Source organism: Vibrio taketomensis (genome assembly GCF_009938165.1).
Taxonomy (GTDB): Bacteria; Pseudomonadota; Gammaproteobacteria; order Enterobacterales; family Vibrionaceae; genus Vibrio; species Vibrio taketomensis.
Map to the genome: position 1 here is coordinate 1,013,471 of NZ_AP019650.1, position 15,697 is coordinate 1,029,167.

16 protein-coding genes and 2 pseudogenes are annotated in these 15,697 nt (G+C 42.5%); 12 read left to right on the forward strand and 6 right to left on the reverse strand.

The genetic code is table 11. The features are described from left to right. Position 1 precedes the first annotated feature (1 nt). The 3 genes from guaD to aphA all read left to right on the forward strand — a co-directional run bounded on the left by guaD (position 2) and on the right by aphA (position 3,132). Entirely contained in the window at positions 2-1,381 is a 1,380-nt protein-coding gene (gene guaD / locus Vt282_RS18390) for a guanine deaminase (RefSeq protein ID WP_162064331.1), read from the forward strand. Positions 1,382-1,656: 275 nt separating this feature from the next. Next, positions 1,657-2,121 carry a GNAT family N-acetyltransferase gene (locus Vt282_RS18395; protein WP_162064567.1) on the forward strand — a complete coding sequence of 155 codons (465 nt, stop codon included), beginning with the start codon at positions 1,657-1,659 and terminating at the stop codon, positions 2,119-2,121. Positions 2,122-2,424: 303 nt separating this feature from the next. Then, entirely contained in the window at positions 2,425-3,132 is a 708-nt protein-coding gene (gene aphA, locus Vt282_RS18400; RefSeq protein ID WP_162064332.1) for an acid phosphatase AphA, read from the forward strand. A gap of 689 nt (positions 3,133-3,821) precedes the next feature. Here the strand turns inward: aphA and Vt282_RS18405 are convergent. Then, a complete protein-coding gene (locus tag Vt282_RS18405; RefSeq protein WP_162064333.1) occupies positions 3,822-4,556 on the reverse strand; it encodes a MipA/OmpV family protein in 735 nt (244 codons plus the stop codon). 183 nt (positions 4,557-4,739) lie between these two features. Between Vt282_RS18405 and Vt282_RS19935 the strand changes: the two genes are divergently transcribed. After that, positions 4,740-4,898 (forward strand): hypothetical protein, encoded by a 159-nt coding sequence (locus Vt282_RS19935; RefSeq protein ID WP_167515615.1) that lies wholly within the window; start codon positions 4,740-4,742, stop codon positions 4,896-4,898. Between the two features lies 1 nt (position 4,899). Here Vt282_RS19935 and Vt282_RS18410 read toward each other — a convergent pair whose 3' ends face one another. Beyond that, on the reverse strand, positions 4,900-5,193 hold the full coding sequence (locus tag Vt282_RS18410; protein WP_162048370.1) for a hypothetical protein: 294 nt from the start codon (positions 5,191-5,193) through the stop codon (positions 4,900-4,902). Positions 5,194-5,339: 146 nt separating this feature from the next. On the opposite strand from Vt282_RS18410, the gene Vt282_RS18415 reads away from it, so the two are divergent. From Vt282_RS18415 to Vt282_RS18430, 4 genes are read left to right on the forward strand one after another with little or no spacing between them, the layout of a single operon-like run. Next, a complete protein-coding gene (locus Vt282_RS18415; protein ID WP_162064568.1) occupies positions 5,340-5,876 on the forward strand; it encodes a DUF924 family protein in 537 nt (178 codons plus the stop codon). Continuing rightward, positions 5,876-6,469, forward strand: a complete 594-nt coding sequence (locus tag Vt282_RS18420; protein ID WP_162064334.1) for a LysE/ArgO family amino acid transporter — start codon at positions 5,876-5,878, stop codon at positions 6,467-6,469. Before Vt282_RS18415 ends, Vt282_RS18420 begins: the two co-directional genes overlap by 1 nt. A 21-nt stretch (positions 6,470-6,490) precedes the next feature. Then, positions 6,491-6,913 carry a VOC family protein gene (locus tag Vt282_RS18425; protein WP_162064335.1) on the forward strand — a complete coding sequence of 141 codons (423 nt, stop codon included), beginning with the start codon at positions 6,491-6,493 and terminating at the stop codon, positions 6,911-6,913. After that, positions 6,910-7,158, forward strand: coding sequence for a Rho-binding antiterminator (locus tag Vt282_RS18430; RefSeq protein WP_162064336.1), 249 nt, complete (start codon positions 6,910-6,912; stop codon positions 7,156-7,158). The genes Vt282_RS18425 and Vt282_RS18430 overlap by 4 nt, the downstream gene beginning before the upstream one ends. 101 nt (positions 7,159-7,259) lie before the next feature. On the opposite strand, the gene Vt282_RS18435 is transcribed toward Vt282_RS18430, so the two are convergent. Continuing rightward, a complete protein-coding gene (locus Vt282_RS18435) occupies positions 7,260-7,820 on the reverse strand; it encodes an aldolase/citrate lyase/malate synthase family protein (protein ID WP_162064569.1) in 561 nt (186 codons plus the stop codon). Positions 7,821-7,986: 166 nt separating this feature from the next. On the opposite strand from Vt282_RS18435, the gene Vt282_RS18440 reads away from it, so the two are divergent. Continuing rightward, on the forward strand, positions 7,987-9,498 hold the full coding sequence (locus Vt282_RS18440) for a DUF3612 domain-containing protein (RefSeq protein WP_162064337.1): 1,512 nt from the start codon (positions 7,987-7,989) through the stop codon (positions 9,496-9,498). A 303-nt stretch (positions 9,499-9,801) separates the two neighbouring features. Here the strand turns inward: Vt282_RS18440 and Vt282_RS18445 are convergent, their stop codons facing one another. Continuing rightward, positions 9,802-11,166, reverse strand: coding sequence for a diguanylate cyclase (locus tag Vt282_RS18445; RefSeq protein ID WP_162064338.1), 1,365 nt, complete (start codon positions 11,164-11,166; stop codon positions 9,802-9,804). Between the two features lie 398 nt (positions 11,167-11,564). Between Vt282_RS18445 and Vt282_RS18450 the strand changes: the two genes are divergently transcribed. From Vt282_RS18450 to Vt282_RS21860, 3 genes and pseudogenes are all read left to right on the forward strand, one after another. Continuing rightward, on the forward strand, positions 11,565-12,143 hold the full coding sequence (locus Vt282_RS18450) for an alpha-ketoglutarate-dependent dioxygenase AlkB family protein (protein WP_162064339.1): 579 nt from the start codon (positions 11,565-11,567) through the stop codon (positions 12,141-12,143). A gap of 106 nt (positions 12,144-12,249) precedes the next feature. After that, a complete protein-coding gene (locus Vt282_RS18455; RefSeq protein WP_162064340.1) occupies positions 12,250-13,317 on the forward strand; it encodes a DUF3541 domain-containing protein in 1,068 nt (355 codons plus the stop codon). A 305-nt stretch (positions 13,318-13,622) separates the two neighbouring features. Further along, positions 13,623-14,830, forward strand: a pseudogene (locus Vt282_RS21860) (GGDEF domain-containing protein). Here Vt282_RS21860 and Vt282_RS18465 read toward each other — a convergent pair. After that, positions 14,762-15,055, reverse strand: coding sequence for a hypothetical protein (locus Vt282_RS18465; protein WP_162064341.1), 294 nt, complete (start codon positions 15,053-15,055; stop codon positions 14,762-14,764). The pseudogene Vt282_RS21860 and the gene Vt282_RS18465 sit on opposite strands and share 69 nt — an antisense overlap. A 311-nt stretch (positions 15,056-15,366) precedes the next feature. Beyond that, positions 15,367-15,644, reverse strand: a pseudogene (gene ppnP / locus Vt282_RS18470) (pyrimidine/purine nucleoside phosphorylase). Positions 15,645-15,697: the final 53 nt, after the last annotated feature.

Genomic DNA, 15,697 nt, shown 5'->3' on the forward strand with positions numbered 1-15,697 from the left:
AATGAACACACCAATCTATAACACGACTCATATTCAATTTGCGATTGTTGGTGATACCTTTCATACACCAATTAAAGGCGAGTTTGAATTCATCCGAGATTACCTCATTTTGGTCAATCTGGATGGCGATATTGATGCCACTTTCACGCCAGAACACCCTTCCTATCAAGCATTACTGACCACATTGGCTGAGCAAGGAAAGCTGCAAACATTACGCCAAGGCCAGTATTTGATACCGGGTTTAATCGATCTGCATTGTCATGCACCACAATGGCCGCAAGCAGGTAAAGGGTTAGATTTGCCGCTCTATGATTGGTTGCAAAACTACACATTCCCATTAGAAAACCGTTATCAAGACGTTGAGTTTGCACAAACTATCTACAAAGACGTAACGAAAACACTACTGGCGAACGGCACCACCAGCGCAGTTTATTTTGCGTCGATTCATCGTGAGTCTACCGAGCTATTAGCGCAAACCTGTTTGGATCTGGGCCAACGCGCTTATGTGGGTAAAATCAACATGGATAATGTTGAGCAATGCCCAGATTTTTATCGTGAGGATGACCTTGCTCAAGCGTTTGCTGAAACCGAAGCGTTTGTTAGCAATGTGTTTACCCTGCAAGGCAACGATAGCGGTTTGGTCAGCCCGGTGATTACGCCGCGTTTTGTACCAAGCTGCACACCTGAAATGCTCAACAAGCTTGGAGATCTAGTACAAAAATACGATCTGCACATGCAAACCCATTGCTCTGAAAGTGATTGGGCACGAGATTATGCCTTACAACACTACGGCAAGAGTGATGTTCAAATCTACGCGGATGCGGGATTATTAAATAACAAATCAGTGTTAGCACACTCAATCTTTTTGACAGAGCAAGATGTCGAGTTGATTAAGCAGTTCAACGCAGGTATTGCTCACTGTCCACTCTCGAACATGTTCTTTGCCAATGCGGCAATGCAAACTCGAGAGCTACTCGATAGCGGTGTCCAAATTGGTTTGGGAAGCGATATCGCAGGCGCGCCGTCACCTTCTATTTTCCGTGCAGCCTTTGACGCCGTGGCTCATTCACGCGTGCGTGAAGAAGGTGTTAATGTCAATTTGGCGGCAGGTGAGCGTGGTACGGCTAACGCACGCATCAGTTTTGTTGAAGCGTTTTGGATGGCAACCGCAGGTGGCGCGAAAGTGCTTGATGCCAAAACAGGTGTATTAAGCGCCAAGCACCACTTTGATGCTCTGGTGCTTGAAGCGAGCCCATTGATTGGCAACCTACGCATCTGGCCAGAGTTTGACTCACCGCGCGATATTTTAGAAAAAGTCGTCTGCTTAGCACAAAAAGAAAATATCCAACAAGTTTGGGTACAAGGTAAACGCGTTATTTAACAGTTAACCTAGTGTTGAGAAATCAATGACCAAAACCTCTGAGCATGGTTCTTCCGTGTGATGAGGTTTGTCATTGCCAGATAACACTCGATATCAATCATCTGCATCCCTCTCTCAATGCAAAGTCCTATTTGTCTAGATTTTCATCACTCGCATCTATTGGTCATCGCACTCTTCTGAGACAGTGATCCCTACCAAGGTAATTGTCAGCCACCGCACCTACAATGCCCAAAACAGAACAGTAAGAATGGGAGAACAGCTTGATTATCCGTTTAATGGAACAAAGCGATTTAACTGCTGCGACTGAGATTTATCAGGCAACGTTTGTCAGACAAAGCCATTCTCGTGAATGGTTACAATGCAACTTCAATGCATTCCCTCGTTATATGATGTTTGTCGCTGAGTGTGACAATGACATCCTTGGTTTTATTACCTGGACGCAAAAAAGCGGATTTCGTAGTGAAGTCGTATTGGAGCTTGAATTGTTAGCCGTTAAACCAAGTAGCCAAGGTAAAGGCGTCGGTAAAAAGCTGATTGTCGATTCATTGCCATTAGTAAAACAACTGCTGGCTGAAAAAGAGGCCGTATTAAAGCATGTGTTAGTGACTACTCGTGCTGATAACTATGCTCAAGAGCTATACAAAAGTGCATTGGGAGCAGAAATTGAAGCCACTATTTCAAACCTCTATTCCGCTGACGAAGTGCTCATGATCGCTCGTAACGTCGGCAGCCGATTCTAACTCAATCTAATTGCGCCAATGGACACTGTTGGCGCTCTTAACTCATCCTACGCAAGTCCGCACTTTCTAACCGATTCCATATCATTTTGCACAAATGTTGACAGCAAAAATGCCATCAGTAAAAAGTCACATTTGAGTGACAACCGCTCACACAAGCACTTTGAGATGAAATGTTATTTTGAATATTTGTTACAGAATTTATGTGATCTATCTTTGAAAACGCCTTGAATCGCAGGAGTAAGCTTCCCTGCGCCAAACATCGTACGTTGGCGTTTTTATAACAGCTTATTCAAAGGAACTATAATGCGATTGAACAAACCTTTAACGCTTGCTATCAGCGCTCTTCTCCTCGGTTCATCTTTTGTTTCTGCAGCGCCGCTCGAAACCATCGATATGCAGACATACATCGCACAGTCTCCAACTGATGCTGACTATCAGCAAATTGATTGGATATCGGTTCAAGATATCGCAAAACAACTGCCAGCTAAGCCGATTCATGTTGGTCTAGACATTGATGATACCATGCTATTTTCATCACCAGTGTTCTACTACGGCAAACAAAAATACTCACCAAATTCTTATGATTACCTGAAAAACCAAGATTTCTGGAATGAGGCAAGCACCGGCTTAGACCAATACTCTATTCCAAAACAAGCGGCACTCGATGTGGTAAACATGCACCTTAAACGTGGCGACACTGTTTACTTTGTCACAGGCCGTTGGGCGCCAGAAGGTAAAGAAACATTGACCACTGAAATCCGTGAACTATTCCCTGAACAATATCGAGATCAGATTCAACCAGTTGTATTTGCGGGTGGTTTAGAGAAAGAAAAACAACTCAAAGCCGCTGATATCACTGTATTCTATGGCGATTCAGATGCAGATATCACCAGTGCGCAACATGTTGGTGCGAAAGGTATTCGCTTCCTACGTAACGCTCAGTCAACTTATACGCCTATGCCACAAGCAGGTAAATACGGCGAGCCAGTATTGATCAATTCAAACTACTAATACTTGAGCGCTAGTCCTGTTTTTTAAAAGCCCAATCCTTGCCATTGGGCTTTATTTTTCCTTTCCAGATAATCCATTCGCAAATATCGCTCTTCATTACTGACAAAAACTGCCCCGCAATATTAAAAGCTAATCATCGAAAGATATTTATTCGCGCTCGAACAAATCTAACTCACTGATTATTAACCACATCAAAAATAATTTGTTAGCTTTGAAAAGGCTTATCACAGTAAACTTCTCTCGCAAGTCATACATTCAGTTTCGACGTCAGTTTTGAGGTATTAAATGCTCGACGATTCAAAGCCAAAATCACACTTTTTGAGCACTCTTTTCAAGCTTGCTAGAGATTTCCTTGTCACCGTTCTGGTTTGGTTCTCTGCGCTGAGTATCTTCAAGTTTATCTATATTTTATTAGTGATCAATGTACCCAACAGCATGGGTGATACAACAATCAAAGCGATTTTCTTTTCCATCGTCATCGCGTGTATCATTTTCTACATTTCCGGAGAGAGCACAACGAGTACCGGCTTAAAGAAAAAAAGGATCAAGCAAATATTGGTGATCGTATTAGGCACAGTTTGCCTGTTATTGACCGGTGCTGTGCACTCTCTTCTCGCCTAGCAAAATAAAACTGTGCGTTACTGCATTTTCTCTTATGAGTAACGCACGGTTGAACTGCTGAACGAGAATCAGAAACGGTAGGCTGCACCAATACTAAACTTCCAGCCAATCTCATTTTGCACTAGTGGACTACGGCTATCATGGTGTTCCAGCTCGAATTTTGATATTGCCAAGAAATGTTCGCTAACATCATACAATCCAATCACTCCAGCTTGATAAACCCAGGTATCTCCCGCATCAAAACGGGCCAACCCTGAAGCACTCGATTCATCGGCGGAAATGCTGTAGAGATGCGCGGAGAGATTGTCATCACGATAGTTGATTTGCACATACGGAGAGACCGTCAACTGATTGATCGGTGTATCAAACGCTCGGCCAAGATGAAGCTGAATTTCGTAACCATCATGAACGTTCGTCACATCGTGCAGATAGGTCAGCCTCGCGCCTAGAGTGCCTAACGTTACGCCTAACTCACCGCTGCTGTCTCGGTTATTGATGCCATTAGGGATGTCATCAAAATCATCCGATACTTCAGCAAGACGGACATTACCTGAGATCCCAAACCAAGGCAGAATTGAATAGTTTGCTAAACTGCCATCAATAAAGCCATATTGGCTATTGTGAAACAGATAAAGCTCTGCTCCTACTCTGTTCCCTTGGTTCGAAAAGACCGACTCACCCGTCGCCACTCCCGCGCCGACAAAGGTGAAATCATCAAATTGATCTTGTGAATAAGCCTCAATAGAGAAAAACAACGCTCCACTACCGATGGTTAATGCGATTAAAGAAAGTCTTTTGTCCATGCCGTTTCTCCTCTTACTCAAAAAGAAGAACGGGTAACAGAGCATTTTATTACTAACTTTTTAATTAGACCATCCACACACGGCCAATGAGTCGATGTAAGTTATTGCTGCTTACAAAATCACCATTGTCGTACAGACGAAAATGGTCAAAGCTTGTATCAATAGGGCTAATGGAGAGAGGTTATGACGCTAGTACTGACTATCATCATTTTTCTGGTTGCAATTGCTATGTTGGCACTCGGTGTCATGCTGTCGCGCAAACCCATCAAAAGTGGTTGTTGCGGAGCAGTAAAGCTCAACAACAAGTGCAAAGCAGATGAAGAAACAAATAAAGGGGCTTAATTTAGGCTGGCTGGAGCAACAAGTTATTGCGAGCTAAACCCTTGCGCACGCTGCTGCACATTTTTCCAAAGCGGCGAATTTCATCAAATTGCGGAACCACGCCGCGCGCCATCGCACTTTGCCAATAGGTTAATTCACTATCCACCATCTCTAACAATTTTTTAGGGCAACCAATACAGCTTCCTTTTGCACCACAAACAAATGTTTCAGATTCATATAAAGGCAATTCAGCTAAAACTTGTTCAATGATGTTGTTCATTGCTGTCATGCGGTCTGGTTTTTTTTGAGTGTTCATATGACGTGCCAGAGATTCGAAAGGCGCGGATTATAGATCGCAGCACGTAGATTTCAACCTCTGTTCACAGCAAGCTTACATTTCGGCTATATTGGGCTTTCACGGGACAGAATTTAAATAGGAAAAAAGTGATGCAGCATCAGATATTGCAACAACAGGTATTGGATTTTTGGTTCAAAGAGCTCGAGAGCAAAGATTGGTTTGTCTCTAACCCCAAAGTTGATCAGCAAATTGAAACGCGTTTTGGTGCATTATTGCAGCACGCAGCGCAGGCAGAGCTATTCTCTTGGCGAAGCACAGCACAGGGACGACTTGCTGAAATCATCGTGCTCGACCAGTTTTCGCGTAATGTCTATCGCAATACACCACAAGCGTTTAGCCAAGATGCGCTCGCTTTAGCATTAGCTCAAGAAGCAGTAAGAATAGGTGCCGATGAACAGCTATCAATTGTAGAAAGATCGTTTCTTTATATGCCTTACATGCATAGCGAGTCTGAACTCATCCATCAACAAGCCGTCGTACTATTTAACCAACCGGGGCTGGAAAACAACTATGACTTTGAGCTGAAACACAAAGCGATTATCGACCGATTTGGCCGCTATCCACATCGCAACGCCATCCTCAATCGAACCAGTACGCAGGAAGAAATCGACTTTCTCGCACAACCAGGATCACGTTTCTAATGAGTGTATTCTTTGCTGGTTTTTTGCTGGGATTGTCGTTAATTGTCGCGATCGGTGCGCAAAATGCTTTTGTACTCAAACAAGGAATACAAAAACAGCATGTACTTTTAGTCTGCTCAATTTGCGCACTCTCCGATGCGATCTTAATTGGTGCTGGAGTGGCGGGCTTTGGGATTTTAGTGACTCAGTTTCCTAGCATAGAGCAAATCGCTCGCTATGCCGGAGCTGCATTTCTGACCTTTTATGGCTTGCGTAGCTTCTATTCTGCTTGGCGAGAAAATCATGCACTCACTCCTCAAGGTGTTGTTCCATCCTCCCCTTGGCGAACCATGAGCTTATGTCTTGCGTTCACTTGGTTGAACCCGCACGTTTATCTCGACACAGTGGTATTGCTGGGTTCGATCTCAACACAATATGAACCATACAAGCATTTGTTTGCTTTAGGCGCTATGAGCGCCTCACTGGTGTTTTTCTTTAGCCTCGGTTTTGGTGCTCGCTTGCTCGCGCCTTTCTTTCGTCATCCTCGAGCATGGAAAATTCTTGAAGTCGCGATCGGTTCGATAATGCTGATATTGGCAGTTAAACTGTTATAAACCACTTATGGAGGGACAAGAATGATTGAGATAAAGGGTCTTGACCACATTGTGCTTCGCACCCGTGATTTAAACGCAATGCTGCATTTTTATCAAACCATCCTTGGCTGTCCGATTGAGCGTCGCTTGGAAGAACTTGGGCTAACACAACTCAGAGCGGGTTCTGCGCTGATTGATATCGTCACGGTTGACAGTGAACTGGGCCGCCTGGGAGGCGAAGCGCCAACGCAAAATGGCCGCAATATGGATCACTTTTGTTTGCAAATTGCACCTATTGAAGAAACGGAGCTCAACCAGCATTTAGCCAGCTATAACGTTGCATACGGTGAGTTTACCGAGCGTTATGGTGCGCAAGGATTCGGTCGATCAATTTATGTGCAAGACCCTGAAGGCAATGTGGTCGAACTAAAACCGTTTATAGACACAAATAAAGGGGCAATATGATCAGTTGTAGCCAATACGATTACTTAGAAATTGCGTGTATGTATCACTTTTCGATTCGACTCACTCTTTTGAATGGAGAGACGATAGAAGGCGAAGCCGCCGATACTGGGTACAACAACCAGAAACAAGAGTGTTTGATCATTAACACCAGCAATGGAAAACACGCAATCCCCACTGAGGTGCTAAAAAGTCTTGAAGTAATCACTGACAACCCACACTTTACGTTTGTTGAATTCAAACAGTAAAAAATCCAGCCTAGGCTGGATTCTCTTGTACTGACTAACAACGCCAAGGTAGTTAGGTATTACCGTTAAACTCGTACCTCATTAGCACGTAGATATGCCCATTAGATTTCGTAGCAGAAATCTAAGCGGTAATCATCACCATTTTTTGCCGTATATTCTTTGTCTTCCGTACAAGCCGTCGGCTTACCATTCATATCGCCTTTAATCAGGCTAATCCAATGGCGCATGGCTGAATTGCACTCTGCTTGCGGAAAAGTCGTACACGTTTCCATTTGGATATCTTTGATTTCAACAAACTCAACACAACCCGTGCCCTTGTTACAACCAAAAGTCACTTCCATATGACTGCCGCTACCATCCCGGAACAAAATTGAGTGTGGGTGGTCTCTATCACCAGTAAAGGCCACAAAGTGTTTTGGATGTTTTAAGCCACTGTGTGTACCGTCTTTGAAATACGCCATTACATGGCGAAGATCGATAACATACTCCGTTACATCGCTATGTGAACCTGACTCTAATGGAAATAGTCGGTCAAGAAGTTGTTTCGCTTTCATCTGCTTTTCTTGCGCTTGATCTGCTTTAATTGCTTCCACGGCAAAGACTGCACTTGCAATAAAAGAGGTCGAATTTTTGGATGTCTTTGTTTTCGAACGTTTACATATTCATAGTCTTTCCCTCGCGTCTAACGCACAAAATTCCTCAACTTGAGCTGTCCATGTAATTTGCATTTCATTTTGTTAACAAATTTGTGAACTTGCTTACTAGGAAGATTAGCGGATTTTTTACTACAATTTCACAACAAAAATTTTACAATGTGAATTTTACAAAATGCAGCTGTCAAAAAGTTTAATCCGTCAGTCCCATTTTTTGGGCACTAAGATCAGAAATCTAAGAAAGCGCAACCATTTAACCATGGAAGATCTCTCTGCGCGCTGTATTCGCGTCAACCCCGAATACGCACCTTCAGTCTCATACCTCTCAATGATCGAGCGAGGTAAGCGAGTTCCCAGCATTGATATGCTTGAGGTGATTGCTGAAGTATTCCAAAAAAGCCCCAATTGGTTTCTCGATGACGAACCTACGAACGAAGATATCACGCCGGATAAAGGTAAACGTGGTGGCATCAACGGTATGGCATTAGAGCCTAGTTTTCTCTTTTCGAAAGAGATTCTGCAAATCGCCATTCCTGAAATGCTTTCCCAAACAGGTATCACGGGAAAGCAGTTCGCACATTTGTTAATTCGAGCGCATCAAGAAAGTCATCAAAACCATTTTCCCGATCTTGAGAGAGCAGCCGAAGAGGTCGGACTTAAAAGATTGAATCTTTCGGTGCAGGATTTAATGGATATCGCGCGTAGTATGGGTCTCACTATTCGCTGGGTATCACGTGCACCCCAAGATGTCGTTGACGAACTTGGCATGAGTGCCAAGCAAGTAGTGACTTCGTTTTTTGAACCACCAGGCAGTATCTACCTCAATGAAGTCCTCAAAGATTACCCCACTCGACTGAAATATGACTTAGCCGTGTATATTGGACACTGCGTGTTGCATAGCAAAGAAGGCCTTAAGAGTGTTTTGTCGGTTGGGCATGCCAATACTTGGGAAGAACATCAGGATCTCAACAGCAACTCAGAGCTAAATTCCCAACACATTTTGCAAGCATGGCGAGATTTCGAATCAAGCTTCTTTGCGGGGGCCTTACTCTGCCCGAAAGTACCCTTTCGTCAACTGTTGGATCGTAATGGTTATGAAATTGATGTGCACAAAAAAGCCGGAGTCTCCCCTTCTGTTGCCATGCGCCGCATGACCGTTGTTTCACCATACCCACATTGGCATTATTTTGATGCTTACGGACAAAATAAACTGAAAGCGGTGTATCGAGGTAATGGTATTCCGCTACCTTGGGGCAATATGCGCAAAGTAAACGACCCATGTCAGCACTGGGCTGTATTTCGTCGTTTGTCACAACCTCAACTTGGTAGTTCAGCGCAATTGTCTATCCTCCATGTGGGTGATGAACCAAGGATTTACTGCTGTGAGTCGATGAATATGACTGATCCTGCTGGTAACAATCGTGTTTTATGTGCTGGTATCGATTTGAATCCAGCGATTGATGCTCAAGGCGGACATTCACGCTCTATCGCTGAAGAGCTAAAGGCATTGTGTGTGGCGAATGGTGGTAGTGCAGCGATACCTAGTCACATTAAACGCGAGTTCACTACTATTGCAAAAATACTCAATATCAATTGGGTTGAACGAGGGCTAGAATCGGATGCGCGTGTAATTTGTTCACGAGGTGCAGTGTGCCCAAGGCAGCCAAGTTGCTATAACAATGACTAATGTCTACCTAAGTAACCTTAAGATGCTTGGGTATATAGAAAAAAAGCCAATCACAAAGACATGATTGGCTATATATGAATGTGAACAAATTGTAAGTTCACTAACAACGTCAGTTGGCTAGGTGACCCTCGGCTTAATAAGGGTCAATTTATATATTGCAGTTAGTGTGCCAACTTTTTATCTTTTATAAATCAACAATTTAAAATAAAGTGCATTATTGCATCAAAACTAAATGCATAAAGCCGTTGCAATTTGCAAAAGATTTCGCGACAGCTTCATATAGCATTTGCAATTTGCAACTACTCACTTTTCAAGATCATTAAATTTCTGTTTATACATTGCGCTATCTGCTGCTTTCATGATCGCTTCAACAGAGGACATCTCTCGGCTGTATATTGCATAACCGAAACTCGCGCGAATTGAAATGAGTACTTGGTTGTACTCAATTGGAGGTTCAATAAGTGCAGAGCGAATATTGCGCACTATTGATTGAATGTGCTGCTCTTCTCTCATTCGTGGTACTAACACAAGAAACTCATCACCACCGACACGCGCAACCACATCGGATGCTCTGAGCGCATTTTGAATCCGTTCGCCAACGACTCGCAGTACTCTATCGCCTGCATCATGACCATATTTATCATTGATTTGCTTAAACTTATCTAAATCAATATTGACCAATGCAAAATACTCTTTTCCACTTGAGTTTTTTGCGATAGTTAAATGCCTTTGAAGCGTAAAGATAAAGTAGCGACGATTAGGTAGACCAGTAAGATCATCGTGTAAAGACAACTGGTTCGCAGTACGGTAAAGACGAAAAACAGCGAAGAATGCCAAAATCACCAGAATCAAAGCGCTATAACCTATCAATCGAACACTATTGCGCTGATACCAATCTGCATCACTGGCATAACCATTTTCCGTTGATGCTGAAAGCAACCATTGACCATGGGAGAATGAGATCACCTCATTGGTAAAGGCATTTTGCTGTGTGTTCTGTTCTCCGTACAGTAAATTCCCAACTTGCTCCTCGTTTTCCATCACAGCAATAGCAATATCGTAATGCTCCTCAAACTCCGATACGCCAGCATCGGCAAGCAAGTTTTGCAAACTGATCACCACGCTAGCCACTCCCCAATAGCGCTGATAGAAAGGAGGGTCAAGGAAAATCGGGATTCGGGCCACGATACCAGGATCTCCCTTTTGAAGTGGCATACTATCTTCTAAGACAACGTCTTTTGTCGCCATCGCATGCTTAACAACAGGCCAATGCTCTGAGTGTTGTTGATAATCGACACCAATAAGATCTGAGAATTGCTTTACTGGATAGACGTATTTGATCACATTATCTGGTGCAAGCAGCATTGCGCTGATGTGTTTGCTTCGCTCGGAGATGCTCTTCGCAACGTCTTTCCATTGTGACTGAGACAGTTGAGGATTACTGGCAACAATCATTGGGATACTTTTAGCTAAAGAGATATCTGAAATCACCAAAGATTCAATTTTTGAACGAATTAACGCTAATTCTTCCCTTGCATTATCTTGGTCATTGCGCGCAACATATTGGTGGTGCAGCAGGTGGGTATATTCGATACACACCAATGCTAGGAAAATAAACGGGATAAAAAGTAAAACTAATGTTCGATCCCAGCCTCTTCCTAGCTCCATAACCTCTCCCATTTAGAGTGAACACGATTCTCTTCACTTCAAATTCTAAAAGCATCATCTCTGTACCATGGATGTATCTCAATGAACTCACCTAATATAACTATTAGGATGTAATACATTAAATTATCCTACTCATAGTTTAGTATCGCTTTTTATGATTATTTTGTTTTTAGCCAATTATACCCAAGTAACCTAAAGGGCCGTTGGTATATAATCAATCAGTCTGTGACAATTCATATTTAGTTGCCACTAATTTAAATCCACCAGTGTTATATTGAATTTGGTTCACGCTGTTTAGATTAACGTTAATTACCAATGTATCAAAAGATAATAGGCAAAAGAAAACTCTAAACACGAATCGACGTACAATAATGGATAAGGGACAAAGAGGTATCACTATGCAGAATACTCAATGGCAAAACATTCAAAATGGTCAACTGATGTACCTTGAAGAATTCTTAACTCCGGATGAAGCCGATATTCTGTACCAAACACTAATGGATACCATGCCTTGGCGACAAGAATCCATAACACTATTCGGAAAAACAGTTGCACAACCCCGCTTGCAAGTCTGGTTTGGCGATAAAGCGTATCAATATTCCGGCTTAAAACTTGAGGCTAACCCAATGCCAGATCTTATCGAAAAGCTTTGTGAACAGTGCTCCCGAACCGCAGGACACCTTTTCAACTCAGTTTTGATAAACCTGTACCGAGATGGATATGATTCTATGGGATGGCATCAAGATAACGAACCCGAGTTAGGCGACGCCCCCGTTATCGCATCAATTAGTTTGGGCGCCGAACGTAAGTTCGCTCTTAAACACAATAACGGACAAGACAAGCTCGCTTACCAACTTAAACATGGCAGCCTACTTATTATGGGCGGTGATATGCAACATTACTGGAAACATGCCTTACCCAAAAGTAGAAAGGTCCACCACCCGCGAATTAACCTGACCTTCCGGCATATAAAATAATCAAAACAATATTGTTAGTTGTGTTAAATATGACCTATTGCTCACATTTATATGCAAAAAATTTGGTAAGGTGCGACTCTCAAATATCTTCATCTAGGAATCATCAATGCGACGCCAACTTCTCTCTCTTTTAATTGGATTGTCTATCTCTGGCTTCTGCGTTGCGGGCACACCTGAGCAATACCAAAACTCTGCTGACATGATCAAGCAAACCTATGAACAACGTTTGTTTACGTTGCCAGCTTTTAAAGAAGGCCACTACGGGTTAAGAATGTACCGCCAAACCTTAGATGACAAATACGCTGCTGCCATTTGGAGTGATATGGCGCGAGTGGCCAGTCGACTCAACTATTTCGCCGCAGAAGTAAATACACCTGAAAGTATCTATTTGTACTCAGAACAGCGCTTGTCTGGCTATCTAGGCAAAGAAGATGAACGTAGTGTGCGACGCTTTAGCGCAACCAAATATAATCCAGAATACCTTTACTTAGGCGTTGATTTGCTTGGTTCGATGGCTCGCACTAATGAGTATGGCTTAAAACATCAACAAGACGAGAAGCTACGCAAAGTGCTTCGTCACTATGATTTTTCTCGCTACGCGACCGATGCAGATATGATTCGAGCTTGGTCAGCACAATTAGCCAACCAAGTTTATTGGCTGCGACAACTCGGTGAACAGGATGTCGTTCAAGCATTTACTGATAGCTTTAGAGAAGTGTACCCGGACTCAAATGACAAAAAGCTGTCGCCACAACAGTATGGCAATAAGCTGTATGGGATGACGCACATCATTCTAGCCGACTCTCATTACTATCAAAAAGGTGTGAAAGAAGCCGATCATCAGTGGATCTATGACTACTTCAGAGAAAATATCGATACTATTTTGGTGCGAGCAAAAGAAGATGTCATTGCTGAAGTTGGAGTCAGCTTTTTACTTGCAGGCCTTGACGATGATCCAGTCGTTGAAAAAACACGTCAAGCAATCAATAAAGCTGTAGACCCAAATAAGGGCATGATTCCATCGGTTGATGGGGATTTTGACTTTTCAAGCGGTGAGCATCGTAACGTATTAGCCATCATGTTGCTCGACTGGCAGAAAGTAAATCCTGCGCCTAATTATCAAAACCAACCTGAAATCTTTAAACAAATCCCCTATGGATTGGAAGCAAAATAGTCTCAGCGAACTGAGTTAACCGCTTAAGGCTTAACGCTGGCTACATTTTCAATATCATTTTATCGATACTAAGCATGCCCAATATTATTAGGGCATGCTTATTTTCCTCGTTGAAACTTCGCTATTTTTCGTAACGCGCTATCCACATCTTAATGAAATTCTCGGTCTTTATTTGTGGGTATTAACTATAATGTTCATGCATATAATAGAGACTCGTCACACTATTTAGTCCAATTCTGATCTTCATGCTCGGATTCTTCTTCTAGACTTATTGCTGCGATATGAACATAAAGGCACATTAAAGCATGAGCAATTTCGTCGGAACTCATCTGGAAGAAATGGCAGATATACGCGCTACACGTAAGTGCAAGCTCGTCTATTTGTGCTCAATGCTCTCTTTGGTTGCATTAATTACTTACGGTGCCGCTCATTTTGTTCATAAAGAGTACACCTTTACGATCATCAACCTCATATGCGCATTGGTCGTTACATTCAATCTGTGGCAATTAAAACGCGAGCAAGGCCTGCATTATACGGATTTAGCTTTAACGGGCGTATTGATGTTTCAGGGTGCGATCTTACTTCTATACAGCGCTCAGTTTCCAGAAAGACTCATTTGGATGTTTCCGCTTCTAGTTTCAGTAATCATCATTAATGAATTCAAGATTGGTTTGATTTGCAGCGCCATTTTTTGCTTACTGGCTTTGGCTTCCAACCTGTTTAATCCAGTATCAAACCCGACCAGCATACAAAGCAGTTTTATATTTGGTTTACTCGTGAGTTGCATTATCTGCAACACAGCATCTTATTATTACAATAGGCTGCTCAACTATATTCAATCTCTTTACAAAGAAGGCATCGAAGACCTCGCCTACTTAGACCAATTAACAGGGCTCGCCAATCGCTGGAGTTTTGAAAGCTGGGCAAGAAAAAAATTGGCTGAAGTCAGTAACCTTTCCACGACGACAGCCTTGGTTTTCTTAGATATCGATGATTTTAAAGATATTAACGACAACTATGGTCATGAGGTCGGTGACCGAGTATTGCAAAATTTTCACGGAGACTGAAAACAATATTCGCACTCGCGATAGAAAAATAACCATCACGATTATTCAATTGCTCGATTTGCTGGTGATGAATTCGTAATTCTTCTTTACGATGTTCGCTCAAAAAGGATGTCGATAATATCGTAAAAAGAATAAGCAATTTATTCCATGATAGTTATGCGGGAAATAATCGAATTAGCAGTTTAACCGTTAGTGTTGGTGTAGCGCTTTATCCGCAAGATGCAGATAATCTTCATGAGCTGACGCGTTGTGCCGACAAAGCGATGTACGCGGCCAAGCATTCAGGAAAAAATCAGTTTAAATACTATCGTGAGGATTTATTGTGCCAAATAAAGGAGTTACCCCAAGAGCATAATGTGCATAACATTAAGCTCGCATCAGGCGCTCATGTACATCAACCACAACAAAAAGATGAGCACAACAGAGAGCCAAACCGCATAACGTAAGGTCGGAGTAGAAGTTTTAGTTTTACTATCAATGACCGGCTTCATTGCTTTTTGTCTCGCACTCTCAAGAAACAGTGGCGCATATCGCCGTTCCAGCGCTTTCTGCTCACGTTGCTTGTGTGCACGGTTAGCAACATTACCAAATCGATGAAGCTGATCTTGGGTAAAATCTTGGCTTGGGTCATAGCGATTTGAAGTGTCTGTTGGTCTTGGGCCTACAGCCATATCCCCTCCCTTGCTCTATGTTACTAATAATATAAGTATAGTCAGGATTTGACGCATTTAGGAGGATATTTCGAAAGAACGATTCGCTTTTAACGAAATGCAGCAGTTAATAAAGAAAAGAAAAACTAAACAGATTAGTGACTGGCTAACCATTTGACCGACCCATGGTGATTTTGAAGTGATAACGGTTATTGAACTGAGTTTTTAACCACAAGGGGATGAATCCACTGCCATCCTGCATTGTCATAACTGCGGTTAATTTGTGATAACGACATTTGGTTATTGCCGCGCATTGAAGCGCGGCTCTTTTTTTACAGGTACTCGCACAAATAAGCCGTTGCGATTTCTACCTTTAACTCAAATGATGAGTCGCCAGCAACGTTAAATGATTCACCGTCACGGTAAGTGCTCCAATCCAGTTCGCCTTCGCGTTTGATCGTTAGAGCACCTTTTACTACTGTCATTTTTTCTGGAGCTGCGGTACCGAAAGTGTATTCACCTGGTGACATAACACCAACGCTTGATTCATCGCTTAGTTGAGTAAACGCTAATGATTGGACACTTCCTCAAAGTAGACATTGTGTTTCATTTTATTCCTTGTTTAATAAACATTTTTGAACAATTATTATCCGCTTCACGTAT